Source organism: Promicromonospora sp. NPDC110617 (genome assembly GCF_055598465.1).
On the sequence record NZ_JBVKBM010000001.1, the window covers coordinates 2,055,436 to 2,071,249 of the forward strand.

12 protein-coding genes are annotated in these 15,814 nt (G+C 72.3%); 9 read left to right on the plus strand and 3 right to left on the minus strand.

The window, feature by feature from the left end:
- The first annotated feature begins 273 nt into the window (after positions 1-273).
- The gene (gene ileS / locus ACZ7LE_RS09035) at positions 274-3,585 is read left to right on the plus strand and encodes an isoleucine--tRNA ligase (RefSeq protein ID WP_470402948.1); all 3,312 of its coding nucleotides are present in this window, start codon (positions 274-276) and stop codon (positions 3,583-3,585) included.
- Between the two features lie 39 nt (positions 3,586-3,624).
- Here the strand turns inward: ileS and ACZ7LE_RS09040 are convergent, their stop codons facing one another.
- From ACZ7LE_RS09040 to ACZ7LE_RS09050, 3 genes are all read right to left on the minus strand, one after another.
- Positions 3,625-4,857 carry a chymotrypsin family serine protease gene (locus ACZ7LE_RS09040; protein ID WP_470402949.1) on the minus strand — a complete coding sequence of 411 codons (1,233 nt, stop codon included), beginning with the start codon at positions 4,855-4,857 and terminating at the stop codon, positions 3,625-3,627.
- A gap of 200 nt (positions 4,858-5,057) precedes the next feature.
- A complete protein-coding gene (locus ACZ7LE_RS09045; protein ID WP_470402950.1) occupies positions 5,058-6,323 on the minus strand; it encodes a folylpolyglutamate synthase/dihydrofolate synthase family protein in 1,266 nt (421 codons plus the stop codon).
- Complete coding sequence (locus ACZ7LE_RS09050; protein ID WP_470402951.1) at positions 6,320-8,485, minus strand: hypothetical protein; 2,166 nt, start codon at positions 8,483-8,485, stop codon at positions 6,320-6,322. The genes ACZ7LE_RS09045 and ACZ7LE_RS09050 overlap by 4 nt, the downstream gene beginning before the upstream one ends.
- Here ACZ7LE_RS09050 and ACZ7LE_RS09055 point away from each other — a divergent pair.
- The 8 genes from ACZ7LE_RS09055 to ndk all read left to right on the plus strand — a co-directional run bounded on the left by ACZ7LE_RS09055 (position 8,384) and on the right by ndk (position 15,775).
- On the plus strand, positions 8,384-9,628 hold the full coding sequence (locus ACZ7LE_RS09055) for a bifunctional folylpolyglutamate synthase/dihydrofolate synthase (RefSeq protein WP_470403295.1): 1,245 nt from the start codon (positions 8,384-8,386) through the stop codon (positions 9,626-9,628). The two genes, ACZ7LE_RS09050 and ACZ7LE_RS09055, sit on opposite strands and share 102 nt — an antisense overlap.
- A 194-nt stretch (positions 9,629-9,822) precedes the next feature.
- The gene (gene dhaK, locus ACZ7LE_RS09060) at positions 9,823-10,818 is read left to right on the plus strand and encodes a dihydroxyacetone kinase subunit DhaK (protein ID WP_470402952.1); all 996 of its coding nucleotides are present in this window, start codon (positions 9,823-9,825) and stop codon (positions 10,816-10,818) included.
- A 20-nt stretch (positions 10,819-10,838) separates the two neighbouring features.
- Positions 10,839-11,522, plus strand: coding sequence for a dihydroxyacetone kinase subunit DhaL (dhaL, locus tag ACZ7LE_RS09065; RefSeq protein ID WP_470402953.1), 684 nt, complete (start codon positions 10,839-10,841; stop codon positions 11,520-11,522).
- Positions 11,519-12,265: an HPr family phosphocarrier protein gene (locus tag ACZ7LE_RS09070; protein WP_470402954.1), complete on the plus strand. Its 747-nt coding sequence runs from the start codon at positions 11,519-11,521 to the stop codon at positions 12,263-12,265. Before dhaL ends, ACZ7LE_RS09070 begins: the two co-directional genes overlap by 4 nt.
- A 58-nt stretch (positions 12,266-12,323) precedes the next feature.
- A complete protein-coding gene (locus tag ACZ7LE_RS09075) occupies positions 12,324-13,022 on the plus strand; it encodes a TetR/AcrR family transcriptional regulator (RefSeq protein ID WP_470402955.1) in 699 nt (232 codons plus the stop codon).
- Between the two features lie 57 nt (positions 13,023-13,079).
- Positions 13,080-14,777, plus strand: coding sequence for an MDR family MFS transporter (locus ACZ7LE_RS09080; protein ID WP_470402956.1), 1,698 nt, complete (start codon positions 13,080-13,082; stop codon positions 14,775-14,777).
- Complete coding sequence (locus tag ACZ7LE_RS09085; RefSeq protein WP_470402957.1) at positions 14,774-15,214, plus strand: DUF4233 domain-containing protein; 441 nt, start codon at positions 14,774-14,776, stop codon at positions 15,212-15,214. Before ACZ7LE_RS09080 ends, ACZ7LE_RS09085 begins: the two co-directional genes overlap by 4 nt.
- 87 nt (positions 15,215-15,301) lie before the next feature.
- Complete coding sequence (gene ndk / locus ACZ7LE_RS09090; protein WP_285105149.1) at positions 15,302-15,775, plus strand: nucleoside-diphosphate kinase; 474 nt, start codon at positions 15,302-15,304, stop codon at positions 15,773-15,775.
- The last annotated feature ends 39 nt before the right edge of the window (positions 15,776-15,814 follow it).

A 15,814-nucleotide genomic window follows, 5' to 3' on the forward strand; every position in this document is an offset into this window, starting at 1 on the left:
TGCCGAGGTTCGGTAGCATTGCCCCACAGGCATCGACCCGGCCATCACCGGTGAGCCTCCGGAAGAACAGGTCACCCACCGCCGTCAGGCAGCGGGAGCCCCAGTAGAACCGGACGGGTAGGCCCGTCACAGCCGTCAACGAGCGGCCGACCGTGCATGCGGGCGGCAAGCGGGGTGGTACCGCGGCGCACCTTGGTGCGGCGTCCTCGCAGCAGAGCACCACAGAAGTCCACCTGCTGCCGAACCGCGTACCCGCCAGGAGCCAGAAGAATCATGGCCTATCCGCTGCACCGTCCCAGCGACGCCGAGAGCGCCGTCCCCGCCTCGCCCAGCCTGCCCGACCTCGAGCGCGACATCCTCGCGTACTGGGAGCAGGACGACACCTTTCGCGCGTCGGTCGACGCCCGTCCGGCCGGCGAGAACGGCAGCAACGAGTTCGTCTTCTACGACGGCCCGCCGTTCGCCAACGGCCTGCCGCACTACGGCCACCTGCTGACCGGGTACGCGAAGGACGTCGTGCCGCGCTACCGCACCATGCGCGGGCAGCGCGTCGAGCGCCGCTTCGGCTGGGACACGCACGGCCTGCCGGCGGAGCTGGAGGCCATGAGCCAGCTCGGCATCAAGACCAAGGACGAGATCGTCGAGCTCGGCATCGACAAGTTCAACGAGGCCTGCCGCTCCAGCGTGCTCAAGTACACCGACGAGTGGCGCACGTACGTCACGCGCCAGGCGCGCTGGGTGGACTTCGAGAACGACTACAAGACCCTGAACCCGACGTTCATGGAGAGCGTCATCTGGGCCTTCAAGTCGCTGTTCGACAAGGGCCTGATCTACGAGGGCTTCCGCGTGCTGCCCTACTGCTGGAACGACCAGACGCCGCTGAGCAACCACGAGCTGCGCATGGACGACGACGTCTACCAGCAGCGCCAGGACCCGGCCGTCACGGTCGGGTTCCGGGTCACCGAGGTCCCCGCGGGCGCGGACACGCTGCGCGTGGACGACCACCTGCTGATCTGGACCACCACGCCGTGGACCCTGCCGTCCAACCTGCTGGTCATGGTGGGGCCGGACGTCGACTACGCGATCGTCGAGTCGTCGTTCACCGGCACCCCGCAGCGGTACGTGCTGGCCGAGGCGCGCGTCGCGGCGTACGCCCGCGAGCTCACCGACGAGGGCAACGAGGAGCCGACCGTCGTCGGACGCCTCAAGGGGAGCGATCTGCTGGGCGCGGCCTACGAGCCGCCGTTCGCCTACTACGCGGGGCACCCGGGCGCGCACCGCGTGGTCGAGGCCGACTTCGTCACCACGACCGATGGTACCGGCCTGGTGCACAACGCCGGCGCCTTCGGTGAGGAGGACAAGCAGGTCAGCGACCGCGAGGGCGTGGACCCGGTGATCCCCGTGGGCGCGGACGGCGCGTTCACCTTCCCGGTCGAGGAGTACGCGGGCCTGCAGGTCTTCGCGGCGAACGCCCCGATCATCGACCACCTCAAGGCGCGCACGCGCGGCGCGGGCGACGACGAGGCCGGGCGGACGACGCCGGGCACCGTGCTGCTGCGCCGCGAGCAGTACGCGCACTCCTACCCGCACTGCTGGCGCTGCCGCAACCCGCTGATCTACATGGGCGTGTCCTCGTGGTTCGTCGAGGTGACGAAGTTCAAGGACCGCATGGGCGAGCTGAACCAGGAGATCACCTGGGTGCCCGACCACATCAAGGACGGCCAGTTCGGCAAGTGGCTGGAGAACGCCCGCGACTGGTCGATCACGCGCAACCGGTTCTGGGGCTCGCCCGTGCCGGTGTGGAAGTCGGACAACCCGGCGTACCCGCGGATCGACGTCTACGGGTCGTTCGAGGACCTGGAGAAGGACTTCGGGCGGCTGCCCCTGGACCAGGACGGCACGCCGAACCTGCACCGGCCGTTCGTCGACGACCTGACCCGGCCGAACCCGGACGACCCGACCGGGCAGTCCACGATGCGCCGCGTCGAGGACGTGCTGGACGTCTGGTTCGACTCCGGCTCCATGCCCTACGGCCAGGTGCACTACCCGTTCGAGAACGCGGACTGGTTCGAGCACCACTTCCCGGGCGACTTCATCGTGGAGTACATCGGCCAGACGCGCGGCTGGTTCTACATGATGCACGTGCTGTCCACGGCGCTGTTCGACCGGCCCGCGTTCAAGACGGCGGTCTCGCACGGCATCGTGCTGGGCTCCGACGGCCGCAAGATGAGCAAGTCGCTGAAGAACTACCCAGACGTCAACGAGGTCTTCGACCGCGACGGCTCCGACGCGATGCGCTGGTTCCTCATGGCGTCGCCGATCCTGCGCGGCGGCAACCTCATCGTCACGGAGGACGGCATCCGCGACGCCGTCCGCCAGGTGCTGCTGCCGCTGTGGAGCACGTACTACTTCTTCACGCTGTACGCCAACGCCGGGAACGACGGCGCGGGGTACGCCGCCCAGCCGCTGACGGCGGAGCGCGTGGCCGGCCTGCCCGTCATGGACCGTTACCTGCTGGCGCGGACGCGCGGCCTGCTCGCCGACGTGACCGAGCAGCTCGACACCTACGACATCGCGGGTGCCTGCGACTCGGTGCGCCAGTACCTCGACGCCCTGACCAACTGGTACGTGCGCACGCAGCGCGACCGGTTCTGGGCCGAGGACGCCGACGCGTTCGACACCCTGTCCACCGCGCTCGAGGTGCTGTGCCGGGTCATGGCGCCGCTCGCGCCGCTGCTGACGGAGGAGGTCTGGCGTGGCCTGACCGGCGAGCGTTCCGTGCACCTGACGGACTGGCCGTCGCTGGCGCCGGGCTCGCGCGAGGGCGAGGTCCTGGTGGCCGACGACGCGCTGGTGGCCGCCGTCGAGTCCGCGCGCGCCGTGGTGTCGCAGACGCTGGCGCTGCGCAAGGCCAACAAGCTGCGCGTGCGGCAGCCGCTGCGGTCGCTCGTCGTGGCCGTGGCGGATCCGGACGGCGTCGCGCCGTTCACCGGGCTGCTGGAGACCGAGCTGAACGTCAAGGAGGTGCGCCTGGTCGCGTTCTCGCCCGAGGTCGCGGCGTCGTTCGGCGTCACCGAGCGGCTCGCGGTCAACGCCCGCGCGGCCGGGCCGCGGCTGGGCCGCGGCGTGCAGGCCGTGATCAAGGCGGCGAAGTCCGGCGCCTGGTCCGTGTCCGGTACGGGTGCCGTGGTGGTCGCGACGGCGGACGGCGACGTCGAGCTGCTCGAGAGCGAGTACGAGCTGACGACCGTCGTCGCCGGCGACACTGCTGGGGCCGACACCGCGGCCGAGCCCATCACGGCGGCGAGCGTTCTGGCCGGCGGCGGGTTCGTGGTGCTCGACCTCGAGCTCGACGACGCCCTGCTGGCCGAGGGCTACGCCCGCGACGTCGTGCGGGACGTGCAGGACGCGCGTAAGGCCGCGGGCCTGCAGGTCGCGGACCGCATCACGCTGGCCCTCACGGTCCCCGCCGAGTGGGTCGCCGCCGTCGAGGCGCACCGCGACCTGGTCTCCCGCGAGACGCTGGCGGAGTCGCTCACCGTGACTGCCGGGCCGGAGCGCGCCGTGACGGTCGCCAAGGCCTGATCCGCGTCGGCTGACGCCGCCCGCGCACCGCGGGCGGCGTCAGCTGTCGATGCGGGCGTCCCACCTGTCGAGGATGTCCACCATCGGGATCCCGTAGACGTACGAGAAGCACTGCGTGGTCACCGAGGTGCTGCCGCAGCTGCGGCGGTTGGAGCCGCCGTCGATCATCCCGCGGGCGTACGCCTTGCCGTCGATGACGGCGTACATCGGCCCGCCGCTGTCGCCGCCGCCCACGACGACGCCGCCGTCGTCCCGGCTGGCCCGGAAGCCGTGGCAGGTCTTCTTGCCGCAGCTCCACGCGACGTCGACGGCGCGGACCTTGGCCCCGCAGTGCTCGCCCGTGACCGCGCCGGAGGAGCAGATGTTCTGGCCCACCGCAGGCTGCTGCACCCCGACGACGGGGAACTTGTAGCGCGCGTTGACGCTCGACGCGTTCCACGGCCCGCCGAACACCGAGCCCGACGTCTCGCGCGCGCCGACCGGGTCGATGAGCTCGGCGTCGATCTCGAGGGCGCGGTTGGTGACCTTGCCGAGCTGCTGACCCTCGCCGTCGCGCACCAGGGAGCCGATCCCCGCGTTGCAGTGCGCCGCGCTGACGATCTTGTGGTTGCCGGCGGGCGTGACGATCGAGAAGCCCGTGGTGCAGTAGTCGGAGCCGCTGCTGGTGGCCATCGCGCCGCCGGCGCTCCACGGCGCGGCGTCGTTGCGGCGGCTGACGGCGGTGGGCTGGACGCCGTCGTCGACGAGCTCGACCTGGACCGGGACGCCGGCCGCCGCCGTCAGGTTCTCGACCAGGTCCGCCGTCCGGGCGGCGGCCGAGTCCCGGCTGACCTCGACGACCAGGCCGGCGTAGTCGCCGGCCGGCATCGCCGCGACCACGGCATCCGGGCCGTGCGCCGCCCGCTGGGTGTCCAAGAGCCTGGTGCTCGCCGCGTGCAGGTCCGCCTCGCTCAGCGCGGCCCGCGCGACGTCGACGGTGACGCCGTTCGCGGCGGTCGCCAGCGCGCCGACCGAGGCCGGGGCGTCGCCCTTCCACGAGACGGTCACCCGTGCGGCGTCGTAGTCGACCGCGACACCGGCATAGCCAGGCGAGCCGGCCAGCGCCGTGGCGGCGTGCGCGGTGTGGTCGACGGCGGACTCCAGGGCGGCGCGATCCACACCCTGGTCGAGTCCGCCGGCCGTCGCCGGAACCGAGACCACCACCGACGCGGCGAGCGCCGCCGTGGCGACCCCGACGACGATCGTGCGGTGCACCGTGCTCTTTCGTCCCATGCTGTTGGTTCCCCCTCGACGAACCCCTGCGCATCACGTCCGACGCCGCGATGTCATCGTTCTCGACAGGGTGAAATGCCGCAACACAGACGTGTGGATCGCCGGGTGCGTCCCGGGGCTGACCTGCGTTCAGCAGGCGGTAGGCGACCGTTTGCAGGGCCAGACGGTCGTGGGCGTCCTGCTGAACGCAGGTCAGCTGCTCAGGTGACCTGTGGGCTGTCGAACGCGATGTCGGTCTCGACGTCCAGCACGTCCAGCACGAGACCCATGTAGGACTGCGTGCCGATCAACAGGCATCCGCCACCCTCGGCCCGGGCGATCTCCACCCCGCGATCGATTGCGGTGCGGGCGTCCAGCACCTCGCCGTGCAGGGCCTCGGCCCGGGAGAACCTCAGGTAGTCGTCCGCCCGGGCCGGGATCACGCGGTCGAACCCACGCAGCTCCGCGAAGCAGGCCTCGACGTCCTTCGTGTCCGGGAAGCTGGCGACCACGGTGTCCAGCCGCCCGTGCCAGGCGAGGTAGTCCGCGACGGCGGCGGCGACGCCTTCAGGCGAGATCGCGCCGTCGGCCATGACCCGCACCCCGTCGTGCACGTGCCGGCTCATCCGTCCCGGAACACGGACGCTCGCGAGGGCGGCGCCGGCCGTCGCGTCGTCCACCGGCCAGCCGAGAGCGGCGGCCATGGCGCGCGCCGCGGCCTCCCCGAGGGCGGCGTTCAGCCGGGTGATCGGTGGCAGCCCGGAGACGGCCGTCGGCGAGTCCGCCGGCACCGTCACGAGCGACGTGCCGCATCGTGCGGCGGTCTCCTCCACGATCGCCGTCACCTCGGCGTCCTGCGCCACCGTCACGATCGTCCCCGTCGAAGCGCCGACGACACCGAGCAGGTCGCGCGCCACGTCACCCAGCGTGGGACCGAGCAGATCGCCGTGCTCGTAGAACACCCTGGTCACCGCGACCACATGCGGATCGAACAGGCTCACCTCGTCGGACCGTCCGCCCAACCCTTCTTCCAGCACGATCACGTCAGAGCCCCGGTCCGCGGCCCAGGCCGCGCCGGCGATCGTGAACGCCCCGGTGGGCGACAGGTACCCGTCGGAGGTCGACGGGACCGAGCCCCGGGCGCGGGCCAGGGCCTGCGCGAGATCCTCGTAGTCCTCAGGCGAGATGGCCCGGCCGTCGACCCGCATGCGCTCCCGGTTGGTCCGCAGGCCCGGCGAGGAGACCAGACCCACGTGGGCCGGGCGGTCTCCTCCGACGAACGCGGCGGACAGCGTCGCGGCGGCATGTACCGCCGTCGTGCCCTTGCCCTTGGACCCCACCACGGTGAGCACGGGCGGCGTGCCGTCCCATGTGCCCAGCGCTGCGCCGACGGCCCGCGCGCGGTCCAGCGACCGGCGCGCCCCGGGTTCCTTGTCCTTCCACTCCTGGAAGAAGGAGCCGTCTCCGGGAAGGTGCTGGGCGGTCACCCGCCCACTCTCTCATCGCCGCGACTCACCCCGGGACCGGTCGGCTCGGCCATCTCCGCCACCCAGCCCTCGTCGACCCGCGCGCGGCTCCGGGGCTCCGGTATGCGTAACCGCGCCAACGCGAACACCGACATCAGAGCCGTTCCGAGGCCCAGGGTGGGCCAGTGCGGATCGGGCAGAGCGGCACCGGCCAGCACGAGGCTCGCCAGGGGGACCACGAGCGAGTTGAGGTTCTGCACCAGCACCGGCCGCATGCGCCGGCGCACGGTGACCACGGTGGCCACCGGCGCACCGAGCTGTTCCCTCAGCCGGGTCGACAGGCGCATCGTCACGTGCGGTGACATGCCGTCCGGCAGATCCGGCCACAGCCGGTTGACGCGCTGCACCCTCCGGATCGATGCCGTCCGTGCCCCGGCGACCGGCGGATCATGGTCGGTGACCGCCAGCGCGACCGCCTCGCGACCGCCCCAGCGGACGAGCACCTGCTGGCCGGACGCGATACCGATGCGATCGAACACCGCCGGGTGCAGGGCGACGATCGACGCGCCGTCGTCGCCCGCGTGGGCCTGGACGACCCGGGCGGAGAACTCGGGAGCGCGGAACAGGGCCCGCCACAGGCGTTCCAGGGCCCGGTCGACCGCGTCACGGATTCGCCGCAGCCGTCCGGCGGGCACGTCCTGGGTGATCACCTCCGGCGCGGCCGCGACCAGGAGCACGTCGCGGTCCGCGGCGTCGCCGTCCGACGCTGTGAGGAGACGGAGCTGGTACGCGAGCCTGACCGTGCCCGGTTGCACGTGCTCGCGCGCGACGGCGCGCACCCAGGCGGTGACTCCCCGCTGCGTCAGCAGGTAGGTGCCGGGGCGGACGTCCGTCAGATTGACCTGTACCTCGTCGACGCCGGGCATGTCGTCGACGAGGGCCGCGACCGTCCGGAGCGGTGTCACCGGTGGGACACGGACGGACGCCGACGGCGCATGGCCCAGTGCGGCTCCCAGTCGGCGGCTCACGCCGAGCTGACCGGGGGAGAGGTCTCGTGCCTCCGCGGGGACCCCGTCCGCCGCGGCGCTCCACGCCCACGCAGCCGTGACGCGGCCGTCCGCCGTGACGGTGACGGGGAGCGGACCGTCGGTTCCGTGCAGGAGGTCGGGATGCACGACGGCGGTCGGCAGCCCGGAGGCGATCCGGACCGGCACCGTCGCCAGACCGGAGCTCATCGGGCGGACCGGACCTTCGATAGCGCCCACCAGGGCGTCGACGAGCCGGGCAAGCAACCGCGGTTCACCGGACGGTGGGCGCAGGTGGGCCCCGATCTCCACCTGGACCGCCGCGATACCGCGCGCCTGGGCGTAGGAGGTGACGGTGGTCGGCCGCATGGCGTCGAAGATCTCGTTGGTCGTGACCCGAAGGCCGCAGCCGGTGAGGGCGGCGACGACGTCGGCGGGCGCCAGGCCGGTGCCTGTCCCGAGGTCGACGTCGGACTCCGGACGGCTCCGCATACCGTGCAGGTCGATGACGACCGCCGGCCGCAGCTCGGCAAGCCGCGCCTTGAGCGGATGCTCCTCGTCGAAGTTCGCGTCGCCGGCCGTGCTCAGCGCGACCAGCGCCGTGCAACCTGTCAGCTGAGCGAGCAGAAGGGCGAGGCCGCCCGTACCCCGGTCGGCGACCTTCGTCGCGCCGTCACGCTCGTGATTCGTCGCGTGCGGTGCGGTGACCACGACGTCCGGCCGCGTCGTCCCCGCGATCTCCAGCAGTCCCGGTGTCGGTTCGGACACACTGTCCGCAATCGCCGAGGGCCAGGGCGGCAGTCCACCCTCGTACTGGTCCTGGCTGAAGATCTGCTCGATTCCGAGCCAACGGGCCGTGAGGTCGTCGTCCGCCATCGATCCCTGCTGCCCGTCCGACACCTGCTGAGCCCCCGCACGAGATCGGCAACGTTGTTCTCGGAACCCTATCCTCGTCACGTGGACGAAGCCTTTGAAGCAGTTCGCCGTGAGATCGCGGCACGAGCCCCTGAATTCGACATCGACCCCACCATGGCCCGCGTCGAGCGGGTCCTGGAACTGCTCGGCGACCCGCACCGCGCCTACCGGACCGTCCACATCACGGGGACCAACGGCAAGTCCTCCACGGCCCGCATGGTCGAGCGCCTGGTGCGCGAGCACGGGCTGCGCACCGGCCGGTTCACCTCCCCGCACCTGACGAGCGTCACCGAGCGCATCGCGATCGACGGCGAACCGCTCACGCCCGAACGGTTCGTCGAGGTCTTCGAGGACGTCGCGCCCTACATCGGCGTCGCCGACCGCGAGTCCCAGGAGAACGGCGGGCCGCGCCTGAGCTTCTTCGAGGTGCTCACCGTCATGGCCTTCGCCGCGTTCGCCGACGCGCCCGTCGACGTCGCGATCATCGAGGTGGGCATGGGCGGCACCTGGGACTCCACCAACGTGGTCGACGGCGAGGTCGCCGTCATCACGCCCGTCGCCATGGACCACGAGCGCTGGCTGGGCTCCACCATCGAGGAGATCGCCACCGAGAAGTCGGGGATCATCAAGAAGGACGCCGTCGCCGTCATCGCGGAGCAGCCCGACGCCGCCCTCGAACCGATCCTCGCGCGCGCCCAGTCGGTCAACGCCCACCTGATCCGCGAGGGCGTCGACCTCGCCGTCGCCGACCGGCGCATCGCCGTCGGCGGCCAGCTCCTCGACCTGCGCACGCCCGCCGGTGTCTACACCGAGATCTTCCTGCCGATGCACGGCGGCCACCAGGCGCACAACGCGCTCCTCGCGCTCGCGGCCACGGAGGCCCTGCTCAGCGGCGGCCGAGCGCTCGGCGCGGAGGTCGTCGAGGCGGCGTTCGCTGACGTCGACGCGCCCGGTCGCCTCGAGCTGGTGCGCTCCAGCCCCACCGTGCTGGTCGACGTCGCCCACAATCCCGCCGGCGCTGAGGCCCTCGTGGAGGCGCTCGGGGAGTCGTTCAACCTGGAGCGGGTCGTGGCCGTCGTCGCGGTCATGGCGGACAAGGACTCCGAGGGGTTCCTGTCCGTCCTGGAGCCGTCGATCGCCGAGATCGTGGTCACCCGGAACTCCTCGGACCGGTCCGCCGAGCCGGAGGACCTCGCCGAGGTGGCGCGGGAGGTCTTCGGCGAGGACCGCGTGCACGTGGCCGACCGGCTCGACGAGGCGCTCCAGATCGCGGCGGACCTGGCGGAGGCCGACGAGACGGCGGGCGCCGCCGCCGGCACGGGCGTGCTCGTGACCGGGTCCGTGGTCACGGTCGCGGACGCCCGCATCCTGGTGGGCCGCGCCTGAGCACGAGCGCCGTCCGCGCCCGATCACGGGCGCCGTCCGCCCCCCCCGGGCGCACACGTCACCCGGGTGACGTGTGCGCCCGGCCCCGCCTCTCCTGTACGGCCCGGCCCGGCGTGGTGTTACATGAACCCCAGGGGACGTGTTCGCGGGCCCGGCGCCGTCGCCGGGCCGCACAGTCCCGCGAGGAGGTCGTCGTGAAGAAGCTGCTGAACGATCCCGCTGACGCCGTCGCCGACTCCCTGGCCGGCTTCGCGCTCGCGCACGCGGAACTGGTGCAGGTCAGTACCTCACCGGTCTTCGTGAGCCGCGCCGGGGGCGCGGTCACCGGAAAGGTCGGGCTGGTCAGCGGCGGCGGGTCGGGGCACGAGCCCCTGCACGCGGGCTTCGTCGGGGACGGCATGCTCGACGCCGCCGTCCCGGGCGCCGTGTTCACCTCGCCGACGCCGGACCAGATCGAGCCGGCGATCCAGGCGGCGAACGGCGGTGCCGGGGTGCTCACGATCGTCAAGAACTACACGGGCGACGTGCTGAACTTCGAGACCGCGGTGGAGCTCGCCGAGGCGGAGGGCGTCGAGGTCGCGTCGGTGCTCGTGAACGACGACGTCGCCGTCGAGGACTCGCTCTACACCGCCGGCCGGCGCGGGGTGGCCGGCACGGTGGCCGTCGAGAAGATCGCGGGCGCCGCCGCGGCCCGGGGCGCGGACCTCGCGGGCGTGACCGCCGTCGCCGAGCGGGTGATCGCGAACGTCCGGACCATGGGCGTGGCGCTGGCCGCGCCCACCGTGCCGCACGTGGGCCGGCCCAGCTTCGACCTGGGCGATGACGAGATCGAGGTCGGCATCGGCATCCACGGCGAGCCCGGCCGGCACCGCGTGGCCGCCGTCGGCGCCGACCAGGTCACGGAGATGCTCCTGACTCCCGTGGCCGACGACCTCGCCCTGGACGGCGGCGACCGAGTGTTGCTGTTCGTCAACGGTATGGGCGGCACCCCGCTCTCCGAGCTCTACGTGGTCTATGGTCGAGCGCGGCGCCTTCTCGAGGAGCGCGGCGTCACGGTCTCCCGGTCGCTGGTGGGCAACTACGTGACGTCCCTCGAGATGCAGGGGGCATCGGTCACCGTCCTCCGGCTGGACGACGAGCTGGAGGCCCTCTGGGACGCGCCGGTGAACACTGCAGCACTCCGGTGGTGATACGAGAAGGGTTCCGAGACATGGCGCTGGACGCGGACTGGGCGGAGCGATGGGTGCGCCGTACGGCGGACGCGATCGCGGACGCGAAGGACGAGCTCACGGAGCTCGACCGGCAGATCGGCGACGGTGACCACGGCGAGAACATGCATCGCGGTTTCCACGCCGTGGTGGCGCGGCTCGACGACCCGGCGGCCCAGCCCGGCGCCGCGGACGAGCGGACCGTCGGTGACGTGCTCAAGCTCGTGGCGACGACCCTGATGTCCACGGTGGGCGGCGCGTCCGGCCCGCTGTACGGCACGGCGTACCTGCGCGCGGCGAAGGTCTCGGGCCGCCCGCAGATCGACCCGCCGGCCGTCGTCGCCGTGCTGGAGGCCGCGCTCGAGGGTGTGTCCTCGCGCGGCAAGGCGACTGTGGGGGAGAAGACGATGGTCGACGCGTGGCAGGCGGCGGTCGACGCGGCGGAGGCCGCGGCGGGCGACGGCGGCTCCGAGGTGGACGTGCTGCGCGCAGCGGCCGAGGCGGCCGACAAGGCGGCGACGGCCACCATCCCGATGGTCGCGACCAAGGGCCGTGCGTCCTACCTCGGTGAGCGCAGCGCGGGGCACGAGGACCCGGGCGCGCGCTCCACCGCACTGCTCCTGGGCGCTGCGCTTGCCGCCGCCCTCGCCGGTCCGGAGTCGGCCGACCCCCGCGGCGCGGCATGACGGCGCGGGTCGCGCTGGTCCTCGTCTCGCACTCCGCCGAGCTGGCCCGCGGGGCCGCGGAGCTCGCCGGTCAGATGGCACCCGACGTCCTGGTCCGCGGCGTGGGCGGCGGGCCCGACGGGGGCCTCGGCACCTCGCTCGACGCGATCCAGGAGACCCTCGAGGAGGTCCTGGCGATCCTGGCGGGTACACCCGGTGCCGCCGACGGCGCGCCCGGCCCCGGAGGCGGCGTCGTGGTGCTCGGGGACCTCGGGTCCTCCGTGCTGACGGTCGAGGCGGCCCTGGAGCTGGACGACACGCTGGCCGAGCACGCGGTGCTGGCGCGCGCGCCGTTCGTCGAGGGCGCGGTCGCCGCGGCCGTGACGGCGCACGGCGGGGCCGACCGCGATGCCGTGCTGGCGTCGGCCAACGCGTCGGTGGGGATGTTCGCGGCGATCGAGGCCGCGCAGTCGCCCGCGGCGGGTGAGGCCCCGTCGGCCCCGGCCGCCGAGGGATTGCGCACCGTGACGGTCCGCAACCCCCTGGGCCTGCACGCCCGCCCGGCGGCGCTGGTGTCGCGCAAGGTGGCCGAGCTGGGGGCCAGCGTGACCATCGACGGCGTGGACGCCTCCAGCGTGCTCCAGCTCATGGCGCTGGGCGCCACGCAGGGGCGCGAGCTGCGCGTGGAGGCCACCGGTGACGGCGCCGCGGAGGCCGTGACGACCGTCGTGGAGATGATCGAGTCCGGGTTCGGTGAGGTGTGATCGCGGTCTCATCTTTTTGCAGTTGATGAATTTTTGCGCGGGGTGCAAGAATTGACCAATGGCCCCCACCTCGTCGCGCGAGACCGTCGCGCCCGCTGAGCCCGGATCCAGCCCGGACCTGCGCGAGCTCGTGTCCGCGCTGGAGGGTTCGCCCGCCGAGCAGGGCCTGCGCGAGCGCAAGAAGCGCGCGCGGCGCGCGGCCCTGATCGACGCGGCGCAGAACCTCGTCGCCGAGCACGGCCTCGACGCCGTGACCGTCGAGATGATCAGCGCCGAGGCGGACGTCTCGCCCCGCACGTTCTTCAACTACTTCGAGTCCAAGGACGACGCCGTGCTCGGCGCGGAGGACACCGGCCTGCCGGAGGACGTCATCCGCACCTTCGTCGAGGGCGGCCCGACCGGCCGCCTGCTGTCCGACCTCCAGGTCGTCGTCGCCGCCCTGCTCGCGCCGGCCGGCGAGGCCCACGACCGCGTCATGCGGGCCATGGACCTCATGCAGCAGGAGCCGGCCCTGCTGCGGCGCCACGTGGTCTGGATGGACCGGCACAAGAGCCGGCTCGCCGAGCTCTTCGAGGCCCGCCGCGCGACCGTCCCGTTCGACACCGACAGCGAGCTGCTGACGATGCTCGTCCTGCTCATGCTCCGCACCGCGCTCGTCGCCTGGGAGCACGCCGGCTACACCGGCAACCCGGCCGACCACCTGCCCGCCGCCGTCGCGCAGCTCGTCGATCTCGTCGCGGCCGACCTCGGGTCCTGAACCCCTTCCGCAGCACCCTCCCCTCCCGCTCGACCTGACCCCCAGAAAGGCACCTCCATGAGCCACGCCGTGACCACGGCGCCGGACAAGCCGCTGGTCGTACTCAACCAGCGCACGATCTGGCTGATCTTCGGGGCCCTGATGGCCTCCATGTTCCTGTCCTCCCTGGACCAGACCATCGTCGGCACCGCCATGCCCACCATCGTGGGCGAGCTGAACGGCGTGGAGCACCAGGGCTGGGTCATCACGGCCTACATCCTGGCGATCGCCATCGCCATGCCGCTGTACGGCAAGTTCGGTGACCTCTACGGCCGGCGCTGGCCGTTCCTCGTGGCCGTCGGCCTGTTCGTGGTCGCGTCGCTCGGCGGCGGCATGGCGCAGTCGTTCGAGGCCCTCGTGGCCTGGCGCGCCGTGCAGGGCCTCGGCGGCGGTGGCCTGATGATCCTGTCGCAGGCGATCATCGCCGACATCATCCCGGCGTCCGACCGCGGCAAGTACATGGGCCCGATGGGCGCCCTGTTCGGCATCTCCGCCGTCGCCGGCCCGCTGCTCGGCGGCTGGCTCACCGACGGCCCCGGCTGGCGCTGGACCTTCTGGATCAACGTGCCGATCGGCATCGCGGCGTGGTTCATCGCGTACTTCGCGCTCAAGCTGCCGTCGCACCGCTCGAACCGCCCCACCGACCTCGGCGGCATCCTGACCATGGCGCTCGGCACCACCGGCATCGTGCTGCTGACGAGCTGGGAGTCGCTCGGCCACGACGGCTACGACTGGTCCGACCCGACGCTGCTCGGCGTGCTGCTCGGCACAGCGGTGCTGGTCGGCCTGTTCATCGTCATCGAGAACCGCGTCGCGGAGCCGCTCATCCCGCTGCGGCTGTTCAAGAACCGTACGTTCACCATCACCACGCTCATCGGCCTGGTGCTCGGCATGGGCATGTTCTCCGCGATGGCGATGCTCCCGACGTTCCTGCAGATGTCGGCGGGCGCCGGCGTCACGGAGTCCGGCCTGCTGATGCTCCCGATGATGGCCGGCGTGATGCTGACCTCGATCGTCTCCGGCTTCGCGATCTCCAGGACGGGCCGCTACAAGCTGTTCCCGGTCGCGGGCCTCGCGATCACGATCCTCGGCATGATCTGGCTGACCCGGCTCGAAGGCGGCATGTCGCTGTGGCTGTTCGGCGCCATGATCTTCGTGCTCGGCGCCGGTATGGGCCTCATCATGCAGACCATCGTGCTCGCGGTGCAGAACTCGGTGGACCCGCACGAGCTGGGCACGGCGACGTCGTCGAACAACTTCTTCCGGGAGATCGGCGCCGCGGTGGGTACCGCGGCGTTCACCACGGTCTTCACCTCGCGCCTGACGGACAACCTGGGGGAGCTCTTCGCGGGCCTCCCCGAGGGCGCCGCGCCCGCGGACGGTGGCTCCGGCCTGACGCCGCAGATCGTCGAGCAGCTTCCCGAGCCGCTGCGCAGCGGCGTGGTCGACGCCTTCGCGGACTCGCTCGCCCCGGCGTTCTGGTACCTGGTGCCGCTGGTCGTCGTCGGCCTCGTGCTCGCGCTGTTCCTCAAGGAGGTCAAGCTGTCCGACCAGGCCGGCATGGTCGCCCGCGGCGAGGCCGTCATGGAGGGCGCGGCCGAGCCCGTCGCCGTGGGCGGCGGGGTCGCGGTCCTGGACGGCGAGGCCGCGGCCGACGCGGGCCGGGACGCCGGTCGGGACGGGGACCGCAAGGAGACGGATATCCTGAACCGGTGAGCAAGGACCGTCCCGCCCCCGGCGACCGCATCAAGGCCAAGAAGTCAGCGCTGGTGCAGTTCACCTCCACCACGCTGCTGCTCGAGGTGTTCCTCGTGCTGTTCGCCACCCTGGTGGTGTGGGCCCTGCGCGACTCGGAGTTCGGGCGCGGCCCGCTGCGCATCGAGTCGAGTGGCGCGATCTGGGCGCTCGGCGGGATCCTCTGCCTGGTGCTCGTGATCCTGTCGCGGGCCCAGGGCAGCACGACGGGCCGGGCGGCGGGGACCCTCGCCCAGCTCCCGGTGCTCGCTATGGGCCTGCTGCTCCCGATGATGTACTTCGTCGGCGGGATCTTCGTGGTGCTGTGGTTCTACGCGCTGCGGCTCGGCGCGCGCGTGGACCGGGAGCGGGCGGAGTACGACGCCGCCCACCCCGAGACGGCCCCGAACACCCCCTGAACGCACGAGTCGGACGCTCAGGTCACCCCCGTGACCTGAGCGTCCGACGCGTTCGGGGAGGGTGCGTGGTCCCGATAGGGTTGGGCCATGACCGACGTCGCAGAGAAGACCCTGCCCACGGAGGCCTCGACGCAGCCCGTGGCCGAGCGCACCCTCGTCCTCGTCAAGCCGGACGGCGTGCGCCGCGGCCTGTCCGGCGAGATCCTGCGCCGCATCGAGGCCAAGGGCTACACGCTGCGCGCCGTGCAGCTCAAGGACGCCACGACCGAGCTGCTGGCCGCGCACTACGCCGAGCACGAGGGCAAGCCGTTCTACGCCCCCCTGGTCGAGTTCATGATGTCGGGCCCGGTCCTGGCCGTCGTGGCCGAGGGGCAGGGCGTGATCCCCGGCTTCCGCTCGCTGGCCGGCGCCACGAACCCGACCGACGCCGCCCCCGGCACGATCCGCGGCGACCTGGGTCGCGACTGGGGCACCAAGGTGCAGCAGAACCTCGTGCACGGCTCCGACTCCGCGGAGTCGGCGGCGCGCGAGATCTCCCTCTGGTTCCCCGAGCTGGGCTGAAGACCCCCGCACCGCACGTCCGTCGAAGCGGCACCCTGC